The 23,990-nt window shown below is 65.5% G+C and carries 20 protein-coding genes; 11 read left to right on the top strand and 9 right to left on the bottom strand.

The features are described from left to right. Nucleotides 1-47 precede the first annotated feature (47 nt). The 4 genes from AC0B44_RS16065 to AC0B44_RS16080 all read left to right on the top strand — a co-directional run bounded on the left by AC0B44_RS16065 (nucleotide 48) and on the right by AC0B44_RS16080 (nucleotide 4,067). A complete protein-coding gene (locus tag AC0B44_RS16065; RefSeq protein WP_471903836.1) occupies nucleotides 48-1,247 on the top strand; it encodes an NADH:flavin oxidoreductase in 1,200 nt (399 codons plus the stop codon). Between the two features lie 162 nt (nucleotides 1,248-1,409). Continuing rightward, complete coding sequence (gene trxB, locus AC0B44_RS16070) at nucleotides 1,410-2,378, top strand: thioredoxin-disulfide reductase (protein ID WP_471903837.1); 969 nt, start codon at nucleotides 1,410-1,412, stop codon at nucleotides 2,376-2,378. Nucleotides 2,379-2,424: 46 nt separating this feature from the next. Next, entirely contained in the window at nucleotides 2,425-2,760 is a 336-nt protein-coding gene (gene trxA / locus AC0B44_RS16075; RefSeq protein WP_471903838.1) for a thioredoxin, read from the top strand. Nucleotides 2,761-2,888: 128 nt separating this feature from the next. Beyond that, on the top strand, nucleotides 2,889-4,067 hold the full coding sequence (locus AC0B44_RS16080) for an N-acetylmuramoyl-L-alanine amidase (protein WP_471903839.1): 1,179 nt from the start codon (nucleotides 2,889-2,891) through the stop codon (nucleotides 4,065-4,067). A 47-nt stretch (nucleotides 4,068-4,114) separates the two neighbouring features. Here AC0B44_RS16080 and AC0B44_RS16085 read toward each other — a convergent pair whose 3' ends face one another. From AC0B44_RS16085 to rpmH, 9 genes are all read right to left on the bottom strand, one after another. After that, nucleotides 4,115-4,819, bottom strand: a complete 705-nt coding sequence (locus AC0B44_RS16085) for a GNAT family N-acetyltransferase (protein WP_471903840.1) — start codon at nucleotides 4,817-4,819, stop codon at nucleotides 4,115-4,117. Nucleotides 4,820-4,878: 59 nt separating this feature from the next. Beyond that, nucleotides 4,879-6,048 carry a ParB/RepB/Spo0J family partition protein gene (locus tag AC0B44_RS16090; protein ID WP_471903841.1) on the bottom strand — a complete coding sequence of 390 codons (1,170 nt, stop codon included), beginning with the start codon at nucleotides 6,046-6,048 and terminating at the stop codon, nucleotides 4,879-4,881. Further along, the gene (locus AC0B44_RS16095) at nucleotides 6,045-7,016 is read right to left on the bottom strand and encodes a ParA family protein (RefSeq protein ID WP_471903842.1); all 972 of its coding nucleotides are present in this window, start codon (nucleotides 7,014-7,016) and stop codon (nucleotides 6,045-6,047) included. Before AC0B44_RS16095 ends, AC0B44_RS16090 begins: the two co-directional genes overlap by 4 nt. Before the next feature lie 685 nt (nucleotides 7,017-7,701). Then, a complete protein-coding gene (gene rsmG / locus AC0B44_RS16100; RefSeq protein ID WP_471903843.1) occupies nucleotides 7,702-8,382 on the bottom strand; it encodes a 16S rRNA (guanine(527)-N(7))-methyltransferase RsmG in 681 nt (226 codons plus the stop codon). Nucleotides 8,383-8,491: 109 nt separating this feature from the next. Further along, nucleotides 8,492-9,058, bottom strand: a complete 567-nt coding sequence (locus tag AC0B44_RS16105) for a Jag family protein (protein ID WP_471903844.1) — start codon at nucleotides 9,056-9,058, stop codon at nucleotides 8,492-8,494. A gap of 22 nt (nucleotides 9,059-9,080) precedes the next feature. Next, entirely contained in the window at nucleotides 9,081-10,193 is a 1,113-nt protein-coding gene (gene yidC / locus AC0B44_RS16110; protein WP_471903845.1) for a membrane protein insertase YidC, read from the bottom strand. A 68-nt stretch (nucleotides 10,194-10,261) separates the two neighbouring features. Next, nucleotides 10,262-10,546: a membrane protein insertion efficiency factor YidD gene (gene yidD, locus AC0B44_RS16115; RefSeq protein ID WP_471903846.1), complete on the bottom strand. Its 285-nt coding sequence runs from the start codon at nucleotides 10,544-10,546 to the stop codon at nucleotides 10,262-10,264. Continuing rightward, nucleotides 10,543-10,977: a ribonuclease P protein component gene (gene rnpA, locus AC0B44_RS16120; protein WP_471903847.1), complete on the bottom strand. Its 435-nt coding sequence runs from the start codon at nucleotides 10,975-10,977 to the stop codon at nucleotides 10,543-10,545. The genes yidD and rnpA overlap by 4 nt, the downstream gene beginning before the upstream one ends. A 20-nt stretch (nucleotides 10,978-10,997) precedes the next feature. After that, entirely contained in the window at nucleotides 10,998-11,141 is a 144-nt protein-coding gene (rpmH, locus tag AC0B44_RS16125) for a 50S ribosomal protein L34 (protein WP_040744549.1), read from the bottom strand. A 565-nt stretch (nucleotides 11,142-11,706) separates the two neighbouring features. Between rpmH and dnaA the strand changes: the two genes are divergently transcribed. From dnaA to AC0B44_RS16160, 7 genes are all read left to right on the top strand, one after another. Beyond that, nucleotides 11,707-13,386 carry a chromosomal replication initiator protein DnaA gene (gene dnaA / locus AC0B44_RS16130; RefSeq protein WP_471903848.1) on the top strand — a complete coding sequence of 560 codons (1,680 nt, stop codon included), beginning with the start codon at nucleotides 11,707-11,709 and terminating at the stop codon, nucleotides 13,384-13,386. 507 nt (nucleotides 13,387-13,893) lie between these two features. After that, nucleotides 13,894-15,078 (top strand): DNA polymerase III subunit beta, encoded by a 1,185-nt coding sequence (dnaN, locus tag AC0B44_RS16135; protein ID WP_169652309.1) that lies wholly within the window; start codon nucleotides 13,894-13,896, stop codon nucleotides 15,076-15,078. Between the two features lie 25 nt (nucleotides 15,079-15,103). Next, nucleotides 15,104-16,339: a DNA replication/repair protein RecF gene (gene recF, locus AC0B44_RS16140; protein WP_471903849.1), complete on the top strand. Its 1,236-nt coding sequence runs from the start codon at nucleotides 15,104-15,106 to the stop codon at nucleotides 16,337-16,339. Next, nucleotides 16,332-16,886, top strand: a complete 555-nt coding sequence (locus tag AC0B44_RS16145) for a DUF721 family protein (protein ID WP_471903850.1) — start codon at nucleotides 16,332-16,334, stop codon at nucleotides 16,884-16,886. The genes recF and AC0B44_RS16145 overlap by 8 nt, the downstream gene beginning before the upstream one ends. Nucleotides 16,887-17,098: 212 nt before the next feature. Then, nucleotides 17,099-19,135: a DNA topoisomerase (ATP-hydrolyzing) subunit B gene (gene gyrB / locus AC0B44_RS16150; protein WP_471903851.1), complete on the top strand. Its 2,037-nt coding sequence runs from the start codon at nucleotides 17,099-17,101 to the stop codon at nucleotides 19,133-19,135. 367 nt (nucleotides 19,136-19,502) lie between these two features. Continuing rightward, entirely contained in the window at nucleotides 19,503-23,576 is a 4,074-nt protein-coding gene (locus AC0B44_RS16155) for a sensor histidine kinase (protein WP_471903852.1), read from the top strand. Beyond that, nucleotides 23,573-23,989: a roadblock/LC7 domain-containing protein gene (locus AC0B44_RS16160; protein WP_072701130.1), complete on the top strand. Its 417-nt coding sequence runs from the start codon at nucleotides 23,573-23,575 to the stop codon at nucleotides 23,987-23,989. The genes AC0B44_RS16155 and AC0B44_RS16160 overlap by 4 nt, the downstream gene beginning before the upstream one ends. Nucleotide 23,990 lies beyond the last annotated feature (1 nt).

A 23,990-nucleotide genomic window follows, 5' to 3' on the forward strand; every position in this document is an offset into this window, starting at 1 on the left:
GTTATAGTCGGGATGATTACGATACCACTGGCATCGAAAGTAGGGTCATGACTGCGCCGCGATCCACCGTCTTCGAGCCGGCCCGCCTCGGGCCGCTCACTCTCCGCAACCGCATCATCAAGGCGGCGACCTTCGAGGGCGTCATGCCCCGGGGTGCGGTCTCCGACGAACTCGTCGAATTCCACGCCGAGGTAGCCCGTGGCGGCACCGCCCTGACGACCGTGGCGTACTGCTCCGTCTCGCCCGCCGGCCGCGTCCACCGCGACACCCTCGTACTCGACCGCGACGCCGTTCCCGGCCTCACACGGCTCACGGACGCTGTGCACCGCGAGGGCGCGCTCGCGTCCGCTCAGATCGGGCACGCCGGCCTCGTGGCCAACCAGTTGTCGAACGGGATGAGCACCACCGCACCCTCGACGCGGATCAGCGCACCCGCCATGGGCCTCGTCCGCGGCGCGACACTCGAGCACCTCGACGCGATCGTCGCGGACTACGTCTCGGCTGCGCGCTACGCCGTGGAATCGGGATTCGACGCGCTCGAGGTGCATCTTGGCCACAACTATCTGCTCAGTTCCTTCATGAGCCCGAACCTCAACAAGCGCACCGACCACTACGGCGGAAGTATCGCCAACCGCACAGCTTTCCCGCGCCGCGTGCTCGCAGCGATCCGGGAAGCAGTGGGGGACTCGGTCGCGGTGATCGCCAAGTTCAACATGACCGACGGTGTGCCGAAGGGCCTGTGGCTCGACGAGTCCCTGCCCATGGCGAAGCTGATCGAATCCGACGGCACGATCGACGCCATGCAGCTGACGGGCGGCAGTTCGCTGCTCAACGGGATGTACTTCTTCCGCGGCGACGTCCCGATGAAGGAGTTCGTGCAGTCACAGCCGAAGGTCGTCGGGTGGGGCCTGAAAGTGTACGGACCCAAGATCTTCCCGAAACTGCCGTTCGAGGAAGCGTTCTTCCTTCCGATGGCCCGGCAGTTCCGTTCCGAACTGTCGCTGCCGTTGATCCTGCTCGGCGGCATCAACCGGCTCGACACCATCGACAACGCTCTGCACGAAGGATTCGAGTTCGTGGCCATGGGACGGGCTCTGCTCCGCGACCCGTATCTCGTCGACAAGTTCCGCGATCACACCGCCGACGAAGGACTGTGCATCCACTGCAACAAGTGCATGCCCACGATCTACACCGGAACCAAATGCGTGATCCGGGAAACACTGCGAGAGGTCCCCGGAGCCGTCTGACGGTCCGGAGGAGGGGGCGTCACGCGCTGTGGCGTGACGCACGGCGCGGGGGGAACAACACCGTTTACCCTGGTGTTGACATCTGTGTATGCTGCCGAGCCGGTTTCCCGGCCCGCGGTGGCTACGACAGTCCCGCCCGCCTACCCGGAAGGCCTTCGCCGCATGACGACCCCGCCCACCATTCACGATCTCATCATCATCGGTTCGGGACCCGCCGGATACACGGCCGCGATCTATGCGGCCCGCGCGGAACTGAAGCCCGTCGTGTTCGAGGGAACACAGTTCGGCGGCGAACTGATGACCACCACCGAGGTCGAGAACTTCCCGGGCTTCAAGGACGGCATCATGGGCCCCGAACTGATGGACCAGATGCGTGAGCAGGCACTCCGCTTCGGCGCGGACATCCGCACCGAGGACGTTGAGGAAGTAGACCTCACCGGTCCGGTCAAGACCGTCGTGGCGAACGGCGAAACCTACAGCAGCCATGCCGTCGTCCTCGCGATGGGCGCCGAACCCCGGTACCTCGGCGTGCCGGGGGAGGAGCGACTCCTCGGCCGCGGTGTGTCCGCGTGCGCGACCTGTGACGGTTTCTTCTTCCGGGACCAAGACATCGTCGTGGTCGGTGGCGGTGACTCCGCGATGGAGGAGGCCACCTTCCTGACCCGCTTCGCGCGCAGCGTCACGATCGTCCACCGCCGCGAAGAGTTCCGCGCATCGAAGATCATGCTCGAGCGCGCCGAGGCGAACGAGAAGATTCGTTTCCTCACCAACACCAGGGTCGTCGAAGTGAACGGTGAGAACAGCGTCACCTCGCTGACCGTCGAGGACACCGTCACCGGCGAGCGCAGCGAACTGCAGGCCACCGGACTCTTCGTCGCCGTCGGCCACGACCCGCGCAGCGCACTCGTCACCGGACAGGTCGAGTTGGACGACGAGGGCTACGTGAAGGTCAACGGCCGCACCACCGCGACGTCGCTGCCGGGTGTGTTCGCCGCCGGAGACCTCGTCGACCACACCTACCGCCAGGCCATCACCGCGGCCGGCAGCGGTTGTTCCGCGGCGATCGACGCCGAGCGCTGGCTCGTCGCCCGCCACGAGGTTCCGCCCTCTGTCGTGCCCGCCCAGGTCTGACAGCACCCCACCCACTCATCGATTCCCGCTCGACACAGGAGATATTGTGGCCGCCAAGGACACCAACACCGTCACCATCACCGATTCCTCGTTCGTCGAGGATGTACTGCAGGCCGACAAGCCCGTGCTCGTCGATTTCTGGGCCACGTGGTGCGGTCCCTGCAAGATGGTCGCTCCGGTTCTCGAGGAGATCGCGGGCGAGCACGGCGACAAGCTGACCATTGCCAAGCTCGACATCGACGCCAATCCATCGGCGGCCCGCGACTACCAGGTGATGTCCATCCCCACCATGATCCTGTTCTCCGGCGGCAAGCCCGTGAAGACCATCGTGGGTGCAAAGGGCAAGGCGGCGTTGCTGCGGGACCTCGCGGACGTCCTGTAGTACGGTCCCGAGGATCGAATCTCGGATGCGCCCGGGGCCCAGGCTCCCGGCGCATCTGAGATAATTCTTCTCGATGCTGCCCTGCCCCGAGCCGGGCGCAATCCGGTCAGCACGGAAAGGCCCAACGCATGCGCCCTCTTCGTCACGGCGACCACGGCCCGGCAGTCGCCGAGATTCGGAGCACTCTGGCCGGCCTGGGTTTCCTGAACGCTCGTCCAGAGTCCTCCGACGCCTGGATGGGCTCCGACGTCGTGTTCGACCGCGAACTCGACGGCGCGGTTCGCGCCTTCCAGCAGCAACGCGGTCTCCTCGTCGACGGGATCGTCGGTCCCGCGACGTACCGCTCTCTCAAGGAGGCGTCGTACCGGCTCGGCGCACGCACCTTGATGTACCAGCTGTCGGCGCCGTTGTACGGCGACGATGTGGCGGCGCTGCAGACTCGGCTGCAGGATCTCGGGTTCTACGTCTCCCGGGTCGACGGCTACTTCGGACAGAAGACCCATGAGGGACTCAGTTCGTTCCAGCGCGAGATCGGTCTCGCCGCGGACGGGATCTGCGGTCCCGAAACCCTGCGGGCACTCGAGTTGCTCGGCACCCGGGTGTCGGGCGGATCGCCGCATGCGATCAGCGAAGAAGAAATCGTCCGGCGGTCGGGCCCCCAGCTGAGCGGGAAGCGGATCGTCATCGATCCGGGTCTCGGCAGCACCGACCACGGCATCATCGTGCCCAGCGTGCACGGGCCGATCTCCGAAGCCGACATCCTGTGGGATCTCGCGCGCCGGCTCGAGGGCCGGATGGCCGCCACCGGTATGGAGACTTTCCTCTCGCGCCCGTACCACGCGAATCCGAGCGACGTCGAGCGTGCCGGCACGTCCAACGCGTTCGGTGCCGATCTCATGATCTCGCTGCGCTGCGACTCGAGTTCGAACCCGCATGCGAGCGGCATCGCAAGCTTCCACTACGGCAACTCCCACGGCTCGGAGTCCATGATCGGGCAGGTGCTGACGGGGTTCATCCAGCGCGAAATCGTGGCTCGCACGTCGCTGCAGGACTGCCGTAGTCACGGACGCACGTGGGATCTGCTCCGCCTGACGAACATGCCCACCGTGCAGATCGATCTCGGCTACCTCACCAACGAGCACGACGCAGCACTGCTCGCCGACCCGCGAACCCGCGACGTGATCGCGGAAGCAATTCTCGTCGCCGTGAAACGGCTGTACCTGCTCGGGCAGGACGATCAGCCGACCGGCACCTACACGTTCGCGGAACTGCTCGCCGAGGAACTGTCCATCACCGAGACCCGCTGAGTCCCTGCCCGGCCGTCAGGGCCGCGCAGGGCCGGCAGGCGAGTGCGTCACGGCACCGCCACCGCGGTACGACCGGTGACATCCTCCACGGTCAGCGAGGCCGCTTCGATCAGGCGCTCGAGCGCCGCTTCCACCTCTTCCTTCCACCCGTGGTCGCGATCGAGTTCGAGTCGCAACCGGGGGAAGCGCGGATGGGGTGCCACCACCTCGAAGCCCATGTCCTCGAGGAAGTCGGCACCGATCATGCATTCGGCGGGGGAGCATTCCCTCGCCGAGGTGGTGCTGGGCACGTCTCCTGCCGACGGCCTGTCGTCCTCCTGCGGACGAACCCCGAATGCCTCGAGGGCTCGAACGTTGCGGCGGACAAGATCGGTCACAACTGCGCGGATGAGATCGGCACCCACGTCCAGATCGGACGCGTGCGGCTCGATCCGCATGGTGGTGAGCAGAATGGCGTCGGCACTGACCGGTGAGGTCGGGAAGAGGCGCGCCCGGGGAACCATGTTGGGCGGCGCGTAGAACGCCACCCCTGCCACTTTGTCCTCGGAGCCCTCGAAGGTGGCTACCTGCGCGCACGACCCCCACTCGAGCATGACCATCGAGAGCCACGCTTCCTTCTCGAACTCGGGATCACAGAAGTTGCGGCCGTCACCGGCGGGTGCCGGATCCATTTCCCAGAACACGCACCGGCGTGGGTGCGCCGGCAACAACTCGATCGCACTCAAGGACAGCGGCGTGACTCGCGTCGACACGGGATACTTTCGCCTCCACGTCTTTCTCTAGCAGACTGTTGTCCCGCCCCGGCCCCGAGTCAAGACGGGCGGGTCGGATTCGCGTCTCGGTCGATCTCGCCCTGGGTCTGCTGCATCATCGTCACGATACGTTCGAGATCGTCCACGGACCCGAACTCCACCACAATCTTGCCTTTGCGCTTGCCCAGGCTCACGGTGACGCGGGTATCGAACGAGTTGGACAGTCGCTCGGCGACGTCCTGCAGGCCGGGCATCTGGATGGGCTTACGGCGCGCCGGGGGAGTTGCGTCGGGGGCGCCACTTCGGTTCGCGAGCATGACCGCTTCTTCGGTCGCTCGTACCGACATCCCCTCCGCGACGATGCGCATCGCGAGGGCTTCCTGTGCATCGGCACCGGCTTCGAGGGCGAGCAGGGCGCGCGCGTGGCCGGCACTGAGCACACCGGCAGCGACGCGGCGCTGGACCGGGATCGGCAACTTCAGCAACCGGATCATGTTGGTGATGACCGGACGGGAACGGCCGAGACGGGTAGCCAGTTCCTCGTGGGTGACCTCGAACTCCTCGAGCAACTGCTGATAGGCCGCGGCTTCTTCCAGAGGATTGAGCTGCACCCGGTGGATGTTTTCGAGCAGAGCGTCGCGGAGCAGCGCGTGGTCGTCCGTGTCGCGGACGATGGCGGCGATGGTGTCGAGGCCGGCCTCCTGGGATGCGCGCCACCGGCGCTCACCCATGATCAGCTGGAAGCGATCACCTTCGGCTCGCCGCACGACGATCGGCTGCATGAGGCCGAACTCGCGGATCGAATGGACGAGTTCGGTCAGCGCCTCTTCGTCGAACACCTGGCGGGGCTGCTTGGGATTCCGGTCGATCCGGTCGATCGGAATCTCGAGGTACACCGCACCGGCGGGGGAGGGGAGGGGTTCGCGCTCCGCCTCGGCAGGTTCCGCGTCGTCGTTCTTGGTGTCCGCCGATGCGGTTTGGCTGTCACCGATGATGAGGTCTGCTGCGGCGGTTCCGAGCCCGGACGGCGACAGTGTCATTCCCGGCGACGTCCCGGGACGACGTCCGGTTGCCGGTTTCGTGGCCGGCGCGGGAGTGGGCGCCGCAGGAGGAGCGGTCGTAGTCGGGGCGGATCCGGTGGTGTCCGGTGCGGGCACATCCACCGGAGGGCCGGTCGGGATCAGTGCTGCCAATCCGCGTCCGAGCCCGCCCTTGCGTGTTGCGCTCATTCGTTCCCCTGCTTCTTCTGTATCCCGCGTGCCGCCAACTCGCGCCCGGCGTCGAGATAACTCATCGCACCGCGCGATCCCGGATCGTAATCGAGCACCGTCATCCCGTATCCGGGAGCTTCGGAAACCTTCACGCTGCGCGGGATGACCGACCGCAGCACCGCCGAGCCGAAGTGGGCCCGCACCTCGGAAGCGACCTGATCTGCCAGTTTCGTGCGCCCGTCGTACATCGTGAGCAGCACCGTGGAGACGTGGAGTTCGCGATTGAGATGCGACTGCACGAGTTCGATATTCCGGAGCAACTGGCCGACGCCTTCGAGTGCGTAGTACTCGCACTGGATGGGGATGAGCACTTCCTTGGCTGCCACGAGTGCGTTCACCGTCAGCAGTCCCAGCGAAGGCGGGCAGTCGATGATGACGTAGTCGTAGTCCCGCGATCCCAGCGCCTCCTTCGTGAGAGCGTTCCGGAGACGGTTCTCGCGGGCGACCATGGAGACGAGTTCGATCTCCGCGCCGGCCAGATCGATCGTCGCCGGGATGCAGAAGAGTCGCTCACTGTGGGGACTCTGCTGAACGGCGTCGGCGGCGGCCACCTCGCCGAGGAGAATCTCGTAACTCGACGGGACGCCGGAATGATGGGGAACTCCGAGCGCCGTGCTCGCATTGCCCTGGGGGTCGAGGTCGACGACGAGCACCGTCAGTCCTTGGACTGCAAGCGCCGCGGCGAGGTTGACGGCGGTCGTGGTTTTGCCCACCCCGCCCTTCTGATTGGCGATGGTCAAGACGCGGCGTTCGTGGGGCTTCGGAAGCGCGATGGCCTCGCCCGGGTGAAGCACCTGACTCGCACGGTGGGCCGCGGCGCCGATGGGAGTATCGATACCGGCGAACCCATCGAAGGGAACGGGTGAGAACTCGTCGTTCATTGCCTCGGTTTCACGTGAAACAGCGGATTCAGATCCACCCGTCATAGAACGCTCCTTAAACGTTTGATCCGCACGGTCCGCACGCTACATCCTCTTCGCTCCCGGGCCGCGGCGCACGGCGTGCTCGCAACAACGAGGGGTGAGACATGATCCGGAGAAATGGCCGTAGCTTCGACGCGTCGTTTCACGTCCACTTCCTCGGTCGGTTCAGTATTCCATCCGCATTCTATGTGTCCCTCACTCGATCGCACGGCAGGACGTTCCACGTGAAACATGCCGTCTTTGTTTCACGTGAAACAGCGACGTCGACTCCCGGGCTTCCCGGGTGGTTCCACGTGAAACATTCCGGATTCCACGGAGCGCGGCGGCGAGCCGGGAAGCAGCTGAAAGCAAAATTCTAATACCTTGCAGCCCAGCGGAACTCACCCAACGAGAATCGGAAAGTATTGGAGGAGTGAGTCTTTCCCTATCAGTGCTCGCCACTTGCTGGCCCGAACTCCATCGTCACAGTGACGAAATGCAGCCGGGTCGGTGGTACCCGCCGAATCGACCGCAAAAACTCCCCATTCGCAGTGGTTCGTACTCGAGAGAGACGACTCGAGCTCGAGACACGTCGTGCGTGTTCCGGAAGCGCGAAATCGGTCGCCGGGAATTTGCAAACCCCGGAATGCAGCGAACCCCTCTCCACCCCGCGGCGGGGGAGGGGAGGGGTTCGTTTCACGTGGAACAGTTACCGGTTTTTGCGCCGGCGCGAAAGTCGAGCCATGCGTTCCGCCTTCACGACGAGAGTCGGTACCGGAAGTACATCGTGACCGCACTCGAGCACCTCGAGATTGCCGGCACCGAGACGCGCAAGTTCGTCGCGGTCACGGTCGATCTCTTCCTGCGCCGAAGCCCCCTTCAGCGCCAGCATGCGGCCACCTTCGTGAATGAGCGGCAACGACCACTTGGCGAGCTTCGCCAGTGGCGCGACGGCACGCGAGGTGACCACGTCGGCGCCGCCTGCTTCTTGCAGCACGCTGGGTTGCTCCGCCCGGCCACGGACCACGAGAACGTTGTCGAGGTTGTTGGCTTCGACGAACTCCGCCAGATACACGGTGCGACGGAGGAGCGGTTCCACCAGTGTGATCTTCAGGTCCGGTCGAGCGATCGCCAAGGGAATCCCGGGTAGCCCCGCACCACTGCCGACATCGACGACTGCTTCGTCCTCCTGAATGAGTTCCCCCAGGACTGCGCAGTTCAAGATATGGCGCTCCCAGAGGCGGGACACCTCGCGTGGGCCGATGAGTCCGCGCTCGACGCCGTCCGTCGACAGCGACCGGTGGTAGCGCTCGGCGATCTCGAAACGGTCGCCGAATATCCGCTGCGCATTCGCGAGCAGGTCTGCCTCGTCCTGTTCCACGTGAAACATCCTCTCCTGCGACGGTGCCCCGGTGATGCCGGTTCCGTCGAAGCCTCCATCGAAGAAAAAGAGGGACCCCGACGGTTCAGGGTCCCTCTTCGAGCCGAAAGCGGCTGGCTCAGTCCTGCACGATCACGACGCGCCGATGCGGTTCGGCGCCTTCGCTCTCGCTGGAAACCCCGTCGACCTTCGCGACCGCGTCGTGCACGATCTTGCGCTCGAAGGGGGTCATCGGTGCGAGTTCCTCACGCCCACCGCCGGCCAGGACACGCTTGGCGGCCGAGGTACCGAGTTCGGTCAGTTCCGCACGCTTACCTGCGCGCCAGCCTGCGATGTCGAGCATCAGCTTGCTGCGTTCGCCGGTGGCCTGCTGCACGGCGAGCCTGGTGAGCTCCTGGAGTGCGTCGAGCACGTCGCCGTTGCTACCGACGAGCTTGCTCAGATCCTTGCCACCGTCGATGCTCACGACCGCCCGGTCGCCCTCCACATCGAGGTCGATGTCGCCGTCGAAGTCGAGCACGTCGAGCAACTGCTCGAGGTAGTCGCCGGCGATTTCACCTTCCTCGATCAGGTCTTCGTCGTCGACCACGTCGGTGTCGAGTTCAGGGTCGGTTTCGAGTGCAGGCTCGCGCGCCTCGCCGGTCACCTCGATGTCCTCCTGTGCCTTGTCCAGGTCACTGGCCATGATCAGCTCTCTTCTACTTCGGTCAGCGCCGCTTGCGCTTGGAGTTCTTGGGACGGCTACCCGGTTTCGGCGCCGAAGAGCCGGGACCGGACGTCGGCGTGGAGTCGCCGGCCGCGCGGGTTTCGTCTGCATCCTTCTTCGTCAGCGACACCTCGGGCCCCTCCACGGCGCTCGTACCGTCCGTGGGAGCAGTGTCTGCCGAAGCCACAGCGCCCTTCTTCTTCTTCGCCTTGTTGGGCCGGGCACCCGGCTTCGGGGCATTCTCGTTCCGGCGTGCGAGCGCCGCGGCACGCTTCTCTTCTTCTTCCTGATCGATCTTCCGGAAGACCAGGTGCTGCTGTGCGTAGGTCCAGACGTTGTTGCTCACCCAGTACAGGATGATCGCGATCGGCAGGAACGGACCACCGACGAGAACACCGAGCGGGAACACATACAGAGCCAACTTGTTCATGATCGCTGCCTGCGGATTCGCCGCAGCCTGCGTGCTCTGGCGCGCGACCGAAGCCCGCGCGTTGAAGTGCGTGGCGATGCCGGCCACGATCATGAGCGGAACGGCGACGGCCGCGATCTGCCACCGCGAAGGAATGTCACCGAACGGCGCGAAAGCCTCGAGCGATGCGATCGGCTGGGTGATCCACGACGAGATGGGGGCACCGAACAGGCGCGCGCTCAGGAAGGATTCGACGTCTTCCGGGCTGAACGCGTAGTTGCCGACCTGTGCGTTCTGCTCCGGTGTCAGACCGAGCTGACCGAAACCGGTGCCGGTCCGGTTGAACGACCGCAGCACGTGGAACAGGCCGATGAACACCGGCACCTGCAGAAGAACAGGCAGGCAGCCCATGAGCGGGTTGAAGCCGTGCTCCTTCTGAAGCTTCTGCATCTCGAGCGCCTGCCGCTGGCGGTCGTTCGAGTACTTCTTCTGCAGCGCCTTGATCTGCGGCTGAAGCTCTTGCATCTGCCGGGTCGTGCGGACCTGCTTGACGAACGGTTTGTACAGGATCGCGCGGAGGGTGAACACGAGGAACACCACCGACAGCGCCCACGTCCAGCCGCTGTCGGGCGCAAGTACGAACGAGAAGGCTTTGTGCCAGACCCAGAGGATCCAGGACACGGGATAGTAGATGAAGTCGAGCACGGCTCTATGTACTCCTCGGGTCGTCCATGTCGCCACGGAGAGGCGTCGGTCTCAGGTCTTCGCTCCGGTCAGGTATCCACATGGGACGACCGATGTCTCCGCTCGGGTACCGGATCCCATCCTCCAGGATGCCAGGGACCACACTTGAGCAACCGCACCACCGTGAGCGCAGTTCCGACCACGAACCCTCGCGTGCGTAACGCTTCGACCGCGTATTCGCTACAGGTGGGAGTGAACCGGCACGTCGGCATGCGGGTGGGCGACACGTACGTGCGGTAGAGCTCGATACAGAAGACCAGTGCCCGCGCCGGCGCGGACCGGATCCTGGTCCAGCTCGAGTTCGCGTCGGTCATGCGAGATTCCGGAGGTCGGTAGAGCGGTCGTGTTCCGGCGGGGCGGCGACAGGGTCGGCCACGCTGTCCGGGGAGTCGAGAAGTCCGAGTCGGGCCAAACCCGTACGGACCTGCTTGTCGAGCTCACGCGAATCCGCGGTGGCCGCGCCGGGCAATGCCCGCAGCACTACGTCGGTGTTCTCGGGCACACGCTCGACGAGGGAAGCACAGATATGACGAAGCCGGCGCGCGACTCGATGTCGAATCACCGCCGGCCCGACAGCCTTATTCACGACGAGCCCGAAACGGGGACCGTCGACACTCACCAAGAACTCGGACCGATCCCGCTCGAGAGCGTGAATCACAAGGTCTCGCCGTCCCTGACGGCGGCCGCGACGGACGGTATCGGAAAAGTCCGTGCGGCGCCGCAGTCGATACGGCTCAGGTAACACCCCGAGCTCCCGTTACGGGATCAGGCGGTGAGTGAAGCGCGGCCCTTACGGCGACGCGCCGTCACGATTGCGCGACCCGCACGGGTCCGCATCCGGAGACGGAAGCCGTGGACGCGCGCGCGGCGTCGGTTGTTCGGCTGGAACGTCCGCTTGCCCTTAGCCACGGTCAACACTCCTCGAGATATATGTGACGCCGGCAGGCGCCATCGGTCTAACTTGTACGGATTTCGCACGACCCGTGCGCAATGAGTGCAGCACGGACCTATCACTTCTGCATGAGTGACTGTTCGAGGCTACTCGGATACGGACGCGAAATCAAACCGCCGTCTCCGTGCCCACGCAACCCGACACGCCGCACAAACTGCCCGGAAGTTGCCCTCCCACAACGGGTGTGTGCCACATCACCTTCGGTTACGATCTCTCGCATGGCTTCGTCCGCGAACCCGCAGCACACAAGCCCGCTCGTGCCACCGCCGCACGAGCACCGACGATGTGCGCGGCCGCCGGTCACGCACTACCGCCCCTGACCGCGCGCCGAGGCACACCGGTCGGATGGCTCCCCGTGTGTCACACTGAGCACGAGAAGCCGGCACGAGAACTCGATCGTCCCCTTCGTCTGTGCACACGGTTGCACCTTTCCTGCACACATCCACCGGGTCATACCACTCGGTTGTCCACACCTGTGGATAATCGTGTGGAAATCATGTCGACCCTGTGGGAGGAAGCTACGTGAACGACGAGCCGAACGCGCTTGCCGATGTGTGGGCGGACGTCGTCGCCGAGCTGACAGCGGACGACGGAGTACTGACCAAGAGCCAGAAGGCATGGCTCGCACTGGTCAAACCGATCACGTTGGCCCAGGGCTTCGCCCTCCTCTCCGTACCGTCGACGCTGGCACAGCAGTCGATCGAGCGCGATCTGCGCGAACCGATCCTGCGAGTGCTCACCCGCTACCTCGGTCATCGCGTCGAGGGCCTCGGTGTACGCGTCGAACCACGTGAACGGGTCGACGACCCCGCAGAGGATCCGTACGCCGAACCCCGCGACACACTTCCCCTCGAAGGCCTGCCCGGGGACAGGGCCTCGGTGGATACCCGCAGTGGAGAGAGCCGCGCCCGGGACGCACGGCGCGAGCCGGCGGGATCTCGAGACGGTGGTTCGCCTCGAGACGGACGGTCGTCCCGCGACGGTATGGCGCCGGGTGAAGGTATCGGGCACCTGCGGCGGAGATACAGCTCGCCCCGCGACCACGACATGCTCGACGGCGACAACGACCACGAGGAAGTCGACGACGACAGGGAAGCCCTGACCGCGGTTCGCGAATCGTGGCCGTCGTACTTCACGCAGCCGCCGCCGCCCGAGGCCCCTTCGATGGGCAGTAGCAGCCTCAACGCCAAGTACACCTTCGACACCTTCGTGATCGGTGCGTCGAACCGCTTCGCCCATGCCGCCGCCGTCGCGATCGCCGAGGCCCCTGCCAGGGCGTACAACCCGCTGTTCATCTGGGGTGCGTCCGGTCTGGGTAAAACCCACCTACTTCACGCGGCGGGTCACTACGCGCAGCGCCTGTTCCCCGGGATGAGGGTGAAGTACGTCTCCACCGAGGAGTTCACGAACGACTTCATCAACAGCCTGCGCGACGACCGCAAGGTCGCGTTCAAGCGGCGATACCGGGAGACCGACATCCTGCTGGTGGACGACATCCAGTTCATCGAGGGCAAGGAAGGTATCCAGGAGGAGTTCTTCCACACCTTCAACACGCTCCACAACGCGAACAAGCAGATCGTGGTGTCGTCGGACCGGCCGCCCAAGCAGCTGGCGACGCTCGAGGAACGCCTGCGCACGCGGTTCGAGTGGGGCCTGATCACCGATGTGCAGCCGCCCGAACTCGAGACGCGTATCGCCATCCTCAGCAAGAAGGCGCGGATGGACGGGCTCAACGTCCCGCACGACGTCCTCGAGCTGATCGCCAGCCGCATCGAACGCAACATCCGCGAACTCGAGGGTGCGCTGATCCGTGTCACGGCCTTCGCGTCGCTCAACAGACAGCCTCTCGACCTGACGCTGGCCGAGGTTGTGCTGCGCGATTTGATGCCCGATTCGACTGCTCTTGAGATCAACGCGGCGACCATCATGGCGGTGACCGCGGAGTACTTCGGCACGTCCATCGACGACCTGTGCGGGCCGGGCAAGGCGCGTCCTCTCGCCCAGGCCAGGCAGATATCGATGTACCTGTGCCGCGAACTGACAGATCTGTCGCTGCCGAAGATCGGGCAGACATTCGGACGTGACCACACCACAGTCATGTACGCGGACAAGAAGATTCGCAAGGAAATGACCGAACGCCGCAAGGTGTACGACCAGGTTCAGGAACTCACCGCGCGGATCAAGCAGAGGTCCAAGCGGTAGTTCACACCGCAGAAAGTCATCCACAGGGAGTGCCCACAAGGCGCTCCCTGTGTGGTTTTCGTCCCGCATCTCGAGAAAGTCCGGACACTCACACCTGTGGACAACGGTGTGCACAACGTGGGATCTTTGTGGACGAACGGTGGACAGAGGATGAACAGTCTCGAGGAATCCACATTCATCCTCGAGTAGTCCTCGAGTTCATCCTCGAGTTGGGGGCCCTCGAGAAGCGCACCCACCAGCGTAGACGTAGATCGGTCCACAGATTCCACAGGACCTATTACTACTTCTGTGAGTTCTTCCTAGAAAACTATTTAAAAACAGCTGTGTGGATGGAACCGGTCCACAGGCCTCTCGAGCAGGTTGTGTTCCCCGAGCCCCCGGCTTTCCAACCAGCCGGGGAAGGCATACCGTGGAGCCGCATCCCCCGACGCCGCCCTGCGGAGTCGGGGCCTTGTGTCAGACTTCGTACGACTTGTCGAGACCACGATCGAAGGGATCCACCGGGCGATGGAGCTTGGAAGCATGAAGTTTCGTGTTGCTCGCGAGGACTTCGCCGACTCTGTCGCGTGGGTTGCCCGGAGCCTGCCGTCCCGTCCGCCTGTGCCCGTTCTGGGCGGGGTGTTGCTCGGAGCCGAAGAGCAGGGATTGACCGTCTCCGGATTCGACTACGAGGTATCGGCGCAGGTCCACGTGGCCGCCGAGGTCATCACCACCGGCCAGGCGCTCGTGTCGGGCAAGCTGCTCGCCGACATCACCCGCTCGCTGCCCAACAAGCCGGTCGACGTGGTGCTCGACGGCACCCGCGTGCTCATCACGTGCGGCAGCGCGAAGTTCTCTCTCCCGACGATGCCCGTCGAGGATTATCCCCAGCTTCCCGAACTGCCTCAGCAGACCGGCTCGCTGGCCGGCGACCTGTTCGCCGAGGCCATCAGCCAGGTTGCGGTTGCCGCAGGCCGGGACGACACCCTCCCGATGCTCACCGGCATCCGGGTCGAGATCGACGGCACGGACGTAGTGCTCGCCGCGACCGACCGGTTCCGTCTCGCAGTGCGCAAACTCGAGTGGATGCCCACCACGGACACCACGACGGCCGCAGTGCTCGTACCTGCCAAGACCCTCTCCGAAGCCGCGAAAACTGTTGGCGGCTCGTCGAATTCACCTGTGCAGCTCGCATTGGGTAGCGGCTCGTCCGTCGGTGCCGAAGGACTTCTCGGCATCGTCGCGGACGGTCGTCGCACCACCACCCGCCTGCTCGACGCCGAATTCCCCAAGTTCCGCCAGTTGCTGCCCAACGAGCACACTGCGATGGCCACCGTCGAGATCGCTCCGCTCGTCGAAGCGATCAAGCGTGTCGCGCTCGTCGCCGAGCGTGGGGCACAGGTTCGACTCGAGTTCACCGACGGCGGCGTGCTCCTGTCAGCCGGCGGCGACGATGCCGGTCGCGCCGAGGAATCACATCCCGCGGAGTTCTACGGCGAACCGCTGGTCATCGCGTTCAATCCCGGTTACCTGCTCGACGGACTCACCTCGCTGCACACCGACAAGGTCTCGTTCGGCTTCACCACCGCGAGCCGCCCTGCCGTTCTCCGGCCGGCACTCGAGGAAGAACCGTCGCCCGACGCTTCGGGTACCTTCGCTGCCCCCGAGAGCGATTACACCTATCTGCTGATGCCGGTGCGCCTGCCGGGCTGACCGGCGCGCCAGATTTGGACGGTCCGTGTACGTTCGTACCTTCTCGTTGCGTGACTTCCGTTCCTGGGAAGCCGTTTCCGTCGATCTCCAGCCCGGAGCGACGGTCTTCGTCGGACGCAACGGCTACGGCAAGACGAACCTGCTCGAGGCTCTCGGATACCTGTCGACGCTGTCGTCACACCGTGTCGCGTCCGACGCACCACTGCTGCGAGCGGGTACTTCTCGCGCATTCGCCGGTGCCCAGGTCGTCAATGCGGGCCGCGAACTGGGCACCGACATCGAGATTCTCGAGGGCAAGGCGAATCGTGCCCGGATCAACCAGTCGCCGGCCCGTCGACCCAGGGAGATCCTGGGCATCCTGAGGACCGTGCTGTTCGCGCCCGAGGATCTATCGCTGGTGCGCGGCGACCCCGGTGACCGGCGACGATATCTCGACGAGTTGCTCACCACCCGCTTCCCGAGGATGAGCGGTGTGCGGGCCGACTACGACAAGGTGCTGCGTCAGCGTTCGGCGCTTCTCAAGACCGCCGGCGGTGCGCTGCGCCGCGGTACGCGCTCGAGTGACGGTGCGAGTGCACTCGCAACCCTCGATATCTGGGACGGTCACCTGGCGGCACACGGCTCCGAGTTGCTCGCGGCCCGACTCGAGTTGCTGCACGCTCTGGCTCCGCATGTGACGGAGGCGTACCGCTCGATCGCCCCGGAATCACGTCCTGCGAGCCTGCGCTACCGCAGCAGTCTCGGAGATGCCCTGCCCGAGGAGTTCTCCGATCCGGCCCGCGTTCCGGCTCCGGACGACCGCGAATTCCTCGAGACGGTGTTTCTGCACCGGCTGGCTGAAGCGCGGACCAAGGAGATCGAGCGCGGAGTGTGCCTGGTGGGTCCGCACCGGGATGATCTCGAGTTGATTCTGGGCGAGCACGCGGCAAAGGGATATGCCAGCCACGGCGAGTCGTGGTCGTTCGCGCTGGCGCTCCGCCTCGGCGCGTTCGCGCTGCTGCGGACGGACGGCACCGACCCGGTGTTGATGCTCGACGACGTCTTCGCCGAACTCGATCGTCGTCGTCGCGCCGCGCTCGCCGAGGTGGCTGCCTCGGCCGAACAGGTACTCATCACCGCGGCAGTCCCCGAGGACGTACCGGACGAGTTGAGCGGGGCGCGATTCCCTGTGGAAGCGGAAGACACCGAAAACGGTCGTATCTCTGTTCTGGGATCTGTGCAGTGGGCGCACACACAAGCGGTGGGGGGTTCCGATGACTGACGAAGTACAGCCCGACGGCGGTTCGGCCGGTGAACCGGAACTGAAGGGCGTCGACCTGGCACGGCGGGCGCTCGAGGAAGCTCGAGCAGCAGCCAAAGCGAGTGGCAAGGCGGTCGGCCAGGGACGCGCGTCGCGCGGGAATCTGCGTCCGCGCCGCCGTCGCCGTGGCTGGTCCGGCCCCGGACCCGACGACCGGGATCCCCAGCCGCTGGGAGCACTCACCGGAGCGATCTCGAAGCAACGTGGCTGGTCGACCCATGTATCCGAGGGCACCGTCATGGGCAGTTGGCCGCGGGTGGTGGGTGAGGACATCGCCGGGCACGCCCAGCCGACGTCGCTGCGAGACGGCATCCTGCATATTTCCGCCGAGTCCACGGCCTGGGCCACCCAGTTGCGGATGATGCAGTCGCAGATCCTGGCGAAGATCGCCGCGTCGGTCGGCCACGGAGTGGTGAAGGAGTTGCGGATCACCGGTCCGACGGCCCCGAGTTGGCGCAAGGGTGAGCGGCACATCCGTGGTCGCGGCCCCCGCGACACGTACGGGTGATCCAGGTCGCCCGCGACCGCTATGAGCGTCGGACGGATCCGGCGCACGAAAATACTTGTGCTGACGCGCGCGCGGCCCGCTGCGGGCATGTCAGCGGGGTTACAACCGCATTCTGTGTCGAGCCGGGCATATGGGTGTCGGCCACGTAGGATGGATGGAGAATGCCGCGCGCATTGTGCGCGGCCGAGGCGGAGAAGGAGAGCTACCCCCCCGTGGCTGCCCAGAAGGCGAACAAGAGCAAGAACAACTACGGTGCGTCGTCCATCACCGTCCTCGAAGGACTCGAGGCGGTGCGCAAGCGCCCAGGCATGTACATCGGCTCCACCGGAGAGCGTGGTCTGCACCACCTGATCTGGGAAGTCGTCGACAACTCGGTCGACGAGGCGATGGCCGGGTACGCGTCGAAGGTCGAGGTCACGCTTCTCGAGGACGGCGGTGTGCAGGTCGTCGACGACGGCCGTGGCATCCCCGTCGGTATGCACTCGTCGGGTGCCCCGACGGTCGAGGTCGTTCTCACCCAGCTGCACGCCGGCGGCAAGTTCGACTCCGATGCGTACGCCGTCTCCGGCGGTCTGCACGGTGTCGGCATCTCCGTGGTCAACGCGCTCTCGACCATTCTCGAGGTCGAGATCGACTGCGACGGCTACCACTGGGAACAGACGTACACGCACTCCAAGCCGGGTGAACTGGTCCAGGGCGAGCCCACGACGAGGACCGGAACCACGGTCCGGTTCTGGCCGGACCCGGAGATCTTCGAGACCACAACCTTCAACTTCGAGACCGTTGCCCGTCGCCTGCAGGAGATGGCGTTCCTGAACAAGGGACTGACCATCACGCTCACCGACGAGCGCGTGCTTCCCGAAGAAGTGACCGACGACGTCGTCCTCGAGACCGCGGAAGCGCCGAAGACCGCCGAGGATCAGGAAATTGAGGCCAAGAAGCCCGAGGTCCAGAAGGTCAAGACCCGCGTCTACCACTACCCCGGTGGTCTCGAGGACTATGTGCGCCACCTGAACCGCACCAAGTCGCCGATCCACAATTCGGTGGTGGGGTTCACGGCCAAGGGCACCGGCCACGAACTCGAGGTCGCGATGCAATGGAACTCGGGTTACTCCGAGTCCGTGCACACCTTCGCCAACACCATCAACACCCACGAGGGCGGTACGCACGAGGAAGGGTTCCGTGCGGCCCTGACCACCGTGGTCAACAAGTACGCGAAGGACAAGAAGCTTCTCAAGGACAAGGATCCGAACCTCACGGGTGACGACATCCGCGAGGGTCTCGCGGCGATCGTCTCCGTCAAGGTGGCCGAGCCTCAGTTCGAAGGCCAGACCAAGACGAAGCTCGGCAACACCGAGGTCAAGTCGTTCGTGCAGAAGGCGTGCAACGAGCACATGTCGCACTGGTTCGAGGCGAACCCGGCCGACGCGAAGACGATTGTGACCAAAGCTGTTTCGTCGGCTCACGCCCGCCTGGCTGCACGTAAGGCGCGAGAACTGGTGCGGCGCAAGAGCGCTACGGATATCGGTGGCCTGCCCGGCAAGCTCGCCGACTGCCGTTCCAAGGATCCGAGCAAGTGCGAGATCTACATCGTGGAGGGCGACTCGGCCGGCGGTTCCGCGAAGTCGGGTCGCGACTCGATGTACCAGGCGATCCTGCCGTTGCGCGGCAAGATCATCAATGTCGAGAAGGCTCGCATCGATCGCGTGCTCAAGAACGCGGAAGTCCAGTCGATCATCACGGCGTTCGGCACGGGCATCCACGAAGAGTTCGACATCGCGAAGCTGCGCTACCACAAGATCGTGCTGATGGCCGACGCCGACGTCGACGGCCAGCACATCGCGACCTTGTTGCTCACCTTGCTGTTCCGCTTCATGCGGCCTCTCGTCGAGGACGGCCACGTCTACCTCGCTCAGCCGCCGCTGTACAAGCTGAAGTGGCAGCGGAGCGAGCCCGAGTTCGCGTACTCGGACCGTGAGCGCGACGTTCTCCTCAAGGCCGGTCTCGAGTCCGGTAAGAAGATCAACAAGGACGACGGCATTCAGCGGTACAAGGGCCTCGGTGAGATGAATGCCAAGGAACTGTGGGAGACCACGATGGACCCCGCGGTGCGGATTCTTCGTCAGGTCACTCTCGACGATGCTGCTGCGGCCGACGAACTGTTCAGCGTCCTCATGGGTGAGGACGTGGAGGCACGCCGAAGCTTCATCACGCGCAACGCGAAAGACGTGCGGTTCCTCGACGTCTGATGCGGGGCTGCTCGTTGCTCGCTGAGTAAAAAACGGCCACATCGGGATCCCTTTCGTGAGAGACATCACATTAGGGGTCCCGATGCTGTGACATGTGACAATGACACGCTGGTCACACTTGCTGGCTACCCGCTAGTACAGTCCATTGGGCCACCGGCATGTGTGGCTGCCGTACAGGGGGTCTGGTGCATTTCGCAGGGGGATGTGAGAGATCGCCTTCCGTATTCCCTGTGTGTACCGCTATGGTGCCCTCACCCAGGAACGTCTCGTTCGACTGCATCGATCGAAAACGCACTCAGTTTCGAGCGGTGCGCCGGTTGGCGCTCGTCGCCTGGCGCGAACGGGGTGGAAGGAGAGCTGTTAATCCATGAGTGACAAGTCGCCGCCCCGGCAGCGGTGGTGGAACATCGAGGGGTGGGGTCTTCGCACGAAGGTCACCGCCGTTCTCGCTGTCCCCGTGATAGTGGCGATGGTCCTGGGTGGTCTTCGCGTCGAGAACGAACTCACCAATGCGGTGCACTTCTCCTCTGCCGCCGATCAGGTCGCGGTAGTGCCCGACATCGTCGACTTCTCGACTGCGTTCGCGACAGCGACGGGCAACGTGGCGGCGGGAACGATCACGCCCGAGGAGATGGATACCCTCGGCGACACCTTCGTCACGATGAAGACGATCGCTGCCAGTCCTCAGTTCGACGAGGCACTCGTCTCGGACCTCGAGCGCACGATCGCCATCGCGGATGCCCTCTACACCAAGATGAAGGCCGGGCCCGTCGCGATCGCCGAGATCGCCACGGTCACCAGTGAGGTGCGAGACAACCTCAACAGGATCGTGGAAGCGGTCCTCGACGGCGTCGACGACCGCGAGATCCTCGACTACGGCAACCAACTCGTGAACGCCTGGTACTCCCAGCGTTACCTCTTCGGCCAGGTACTCGGCGTGCTCGACATTCTCGAGAACCCCGAGAAGCCCGATACCGGTCTCGTGACCGCTTCCGGCGGCGAGCTCGCGATGCTCGATCTTCTTTCACGTTCCTACCCGCTGGCCGACGCCCAGATCGCCGACCTGCGCTCCGGAGTCAAGGAACGCACCGACATGGTCGCGGCGGCCGGCGAAGGCCCGCTCCCGATCCTCAACGTCCGTGCGTCCCTGCTGCACAGCGTCGACGTGTACGGCGGCATCATCGATGCCGCTGCCCAGCAGATCACCACCACGATCCAGGATCGCGCTGCGGAGACCCGCGCAGCGGCGTTGCGCGACACTGCGATTGTGCTCGCAGCACTGCTCGCGGCCCTCGTCCTGGCGCTGCTCGTCTCGCGTTCTCTCGTCGGACCGATCCGCCGGCTGCGGTACGGAACGCTCAAGGTTGCCCGTCAAGAACTGCCCGAAGCGATCGACCGCATCAAGGTCGGCGACAGCATCGAGGACATCGGGTTCACCCGGGTTCCTGTCCACACCACCGAGGAGATCGGTCAGCTCGCGCGTGCGGTCGACGACATGCACGGCCAGGCTCTGCGTCTCGCAGGTGAACAGGCCCACCTCCGTCTCCAGATCAACGACATGTTCGAGACGCTGGCACGACGGAGCAAGTCGCTCGTCGAGCAGCAGCTCGGGCTCATCGAGCGTCTCGAGTTCGAGGAGAAGGACCCCAGTCGTCTCGAAAGCCTCTTCCGGCTCGACCATCTCGCGGCGCGTATGCGACGCAACGGCGACAACCTGCTGATTCTCTCGGGCACCCGCATCCGCCGCGGTCACTCGGCTCCGGTGCAACTCGGTGACATCCTCCGTGCCGCGATGTCCGAGGTCGAGGACTACCAGCGCGTCCAGATCGGTTCCACACCGGACGGTGCGTTGAGCGGTGCGGTTGCGGCCGACATCGTGCACCTGCTCGCCGAACTGGTCGACAACTCGTTGCGCGCCTCCCCGCCGGACAGCACCGTCACGTTCAGCTTCGCGCGCGCGGTCGACGGCGGCTTGCTCGTCGAGATCGCCGATCGCGGTATCGGTATTCCTCCCGAGGAACTCGAGATCATCAATCAGCGTCTGACCAACGGCGGCGCAGTCGGTCCCGACACCGCCCGTCACATGGGTCTGTTCGTGGTGTCGCGTCTCGCCGAGCGTCACGGCCTCACTGTCAGGCTCCGTCCTACGTTCGACACCGCGCGCAACCCCGGTATCACCGCGAGCGTGCACATCCCGGACGTGCTCCTGGTTTCGCCGCTCGCGCTGTCGCACACGGGTCCGCAACCGCGGGTCATCGATGCAGAGCCCGAACCGCAGCCCGCCGCACTGTCCGCGCCGTCGTCGCAGGAAATGCCCCAGCTCGCGTCTCCTGTTCGCGAAAAGGACCAGGAAGCGCCCAAGCCCCAAGCGAAGCCCAAGCCACAGCCGCAAGCTCAGCCCGAGCCGCAGTCCCGGCCGCAGCCGCAAGCGCGCCCGGAGCCGCAGGCTCGTCCGCAAGCTCAGCCGCAGCCCCGGCCGCAACCGCAGCCGCAGGCTCGTCCGCAAGCTCAGCCGCAGTCTCGACCCCAGGCTCAGCCACAGCCCGCTCCGCAGTCTCAGCCGATCCGCGTGGATGCGTACGACCGGCCCGATCGCGAGGACCCCGCTCCGAAGTCGCAGCCGATTCGGATCGAGGCCTACGACCGGTCCTCCTACGGCCAGGACGAGCGGTCCTCGGAGGGACGGGATTCGGGTCAAGCCCGTCGCGACTCCGCCGCGGTCTCTGCACCCCGCGACGCGGGTCGTCCGGGATTCCCGCCGGGATCTCGTGAAGCGGCTCCGCGTGAGACGACCGGCGCGCACGAGTTGTCTGCGCTGCGTGAGTCCGGCGTGCCCGGACAAGGGCAGCGTGGTCCGGGCAACCGGTCGGGTCTGCCGACACGTCAGCCGGGATCGGCGTCGGGAATTCCCCCGCGTCAGCCCGATGCGGGTTCCGGTCTGCCCCCGCGCGATCCCGGTGCAGCGGCGTCGGGTCTCCCGACACGCCAGCCGGGGGCGGCGCCCGGTCTGCCCACCCGCCGGCCCGGTGCGACTCCCGGTCTGCCGACTCGTCAGCCGGGGGCGACTCCCGGTCTGCCCACACGTCAGCCCGGTGCGACCAACGGTCTTCCGCAGCCACAGCCGGCTCCGCGCAGGATCCAGCCCGATGCTGCAGCCGCATTCGTTTCGGCGCTTCCGCCGCGCGGTCAGCACGGCCAGAACCGGCCGGCCCAGGACCGGGTGTGGCAGGACGAGCACGCTCGCCGGCAGGAGCGGGAAGCACAGAACGAGCAGCAATCTCGTCAAGAGCGTCCCGAGCAGAACGAGCGCGATCGGCATGCGGCGCGCGACGATCGTCCTGCCGAACGGACCGGTAGCCATTCCGCGAGCGAACCGCCCGCCCACCGGCAGCCGGAACCTGTTCGGGAGCAAGGTTCGTCGAGTCTCCCGCAGCGTCGGCCGGGGAGTACACCCGGTCTGCCCAGCCGTTCGGCCCCGGCCGCACAGGAACAGTCGCCGGATACGCAGTCGGGAACCCGTACGTCGGGGTTGCCGCAGCGACAGCCCGGCGCTACGCCCGGACTGCAGGGACGCGGTGCGCCCCAGCAGTCTTCGCCGGCGCAGCAATCTCCGCCGTCCCAGCAGGGCCAGTCACCCCAGCCGGGTCAGCAGCGCGCTCCGCAGCATTCGCAGTCGCAGCATTCCCAGCAGGCACCGCAGCCGCAGAATCTCCGTCCGGCGCAGCCACAGCAGGAGGCTCCGAACGGGTTGCCGCAGCGTCGGCCGGGTGCCACGCCGGGTCTTGCCGGTGGAACGCCTCGCCCGGAAGGTGCAGCGCCCACAGGGCTTCCGCGCCGCCGGCCCGGTGCGACCCCCGGATTGCCGCCGCGGCCCGAGTCCGCGCCGGAACCCTCGGCAGCTGTACTGTCGGGTCCGACCTCCATCCCGTCTGCGAGTATTGCCGACGGCGGGTCGGTCTCGCCGCAGAGCGACGCGCAGAACGCTGCTCGTCATCGCTACCGGACGAACTCGGCGAAGACGGCCTCGTTCTTCCAGCCCAGGCAGGATGCGGGGGGCCTCCGGCCCCAGCCCGCGCCGCACACTCCGATCTTCTCGAACATGATGTCGGACTGGCTCGTCGATCCGACCAGCCTTCCGGAGGACCGCAGGAAGAAGGAATGGCGCTCGGCAGCCGACGCGGGATGGGAAGCAGCGCAGCGAGCAGCAGAAGTATCGGTGGAAGAACACACCACGGCCGGCCTTCCGAGGCGCGAGCCGGGTCACCGCCTCGTTCCGGGTGCGGTGAGGGCTCCCGCCACCGGGGAGCTGCCCAAGACGATCCGACGCCGGGACCCGGAAGCCATTCGGGCGAACCTGAGTCGCCACCAGCAGGGCGTCCGTAACGGTCGCACCTCGGCGAATACCAGCAATCGCGAGAACAATGAACAGGGAGTTCGATGAACATTGATCATGGATCCGACGTGGCCCGTCCACTGGACTGGTTGGTTTCCAACTTTGCGCGCGAAGTTCCGGGTGTCTCGCATGCCGTACTCGTGTCCGCCGACGGCCTGCTGATGGCTGCCAGTGCGCACCTTCCGGTCGACCGTGCCGAGCAGCTCGCTGCCGTCACCTCCGGACTCGCAAGCCTCTCCAACGGTGTCTCGCAGTTGTTCGACGGTGGGGGAGTCCTGCAGTCGGTCGTCGAGATGCAGCACGGTTACCTGCTTCTGATGAGTGTCGGTGACGGTTCGCATCTCGCGGCGCTGACCGCGTCGGAATGCGATATCGGACAGGTCGGCTACGAGATGGCGCTCCTGGTGGACCGGGTGGGTGCCTCGGTCGAGGCAACCCCGCGGGTCGGCCAGGGGTCCTGAC

The sequence above is a fragment of the Rhodococcus sp. NPDC019050 genome (assembly GCF_055664235.1).

What these genes read in the sequence shown, in the direction of transcription:
- AC0B44_RS16145 (WP_471903850.1), top strand. Translation starts at nt 16,332, where the DNA reads ATGACTGACGAAGTACAGCCCGACGGCGGTTCGGCCGGTGAACCGGAA.
- trxB (WP_471903837.1), top strand. Translation starts at nt 1,410, where the DNA reads ATGACGACCCCGCCCACCATTCACGATCTCATCATCATCGGTTCGGGA.
- yidD (WP_471903846.1), bottom strand. Translation starts at nt 10,546, where the DNA reads ATGACCGACGCGAACTCGAGCTGGACCAGGATCCGGTCCGCGCCGGCG.
- AC0B44_RS16080 (WP_471903839.1), top strand. Translation starts at nt 2,889, where the DNA reads ATGCGCCCTCTTCGTCACGGCGACCACGGCCCGGCAGTCGCCGAGATT.
- dnaN (WP_169652309.1), top strand. Translation starts at nt 13,894, where the DNA reads ATGGAGCTTGGAAGCATGAAGTTTCGTGTTGCTCGCGAGGACTTCGCC.
- rsmG (WP_471903843.1), bottom strand. Translation starts at nt 8,382, where the DNA reads ATGTTTCACGTGGAACAGGACGAGGCAGACCTGCTCGCGAATGCGCAG.
- AC0B44_RS16065 (WP_471903836.1), top strand. Translation starts at nt 48, where the DNA reads ATGACTGCGCCGCGATCCACCGTCTTCGAGCCGGCCCGCCTCGGGCCG.
- AC0B44_RS16095 (WP_471903842.1), bottom strand. Translation starts at nt 7,016, where the DNA reads ATGACGGGTGGATCTGAATCCGCTGTTTCACGTGAAACCGAGGCAATG.
- AC0B44_RS16160 (WP_072701130.1), top strand. Translation starts at nt 23,573, where the DNA reads ATGAACATTGATCATGGATCCGACGTGGCCCGTCCACTGGACTGGTTG.
- AC0B44_RS16090 (WP_471903841.1), bottom strand. Translation starts at nt 6,048, where the DNA reads ATGAGCGCAACACGCAAGGGCGGGCTCGGACGCGGATTGGCAGCACTG.
- AC0B44_RS16155 (WP_471903852.1), top strand. Translation starts at nt 19,503, where the DNA reads ATGAGTGACAAGTCGCCGCCCCGGCAGCGGTGGTGGAACATCGAGGGG.
- AC0B44_RS16105 (WP_471903844.1), bottom strand. Translation starts at nt 9,058, where the DNA reads ATGGCCAGTGACCTGGACAAGGCACAGGAGGACATCGAGGTGACCGGC.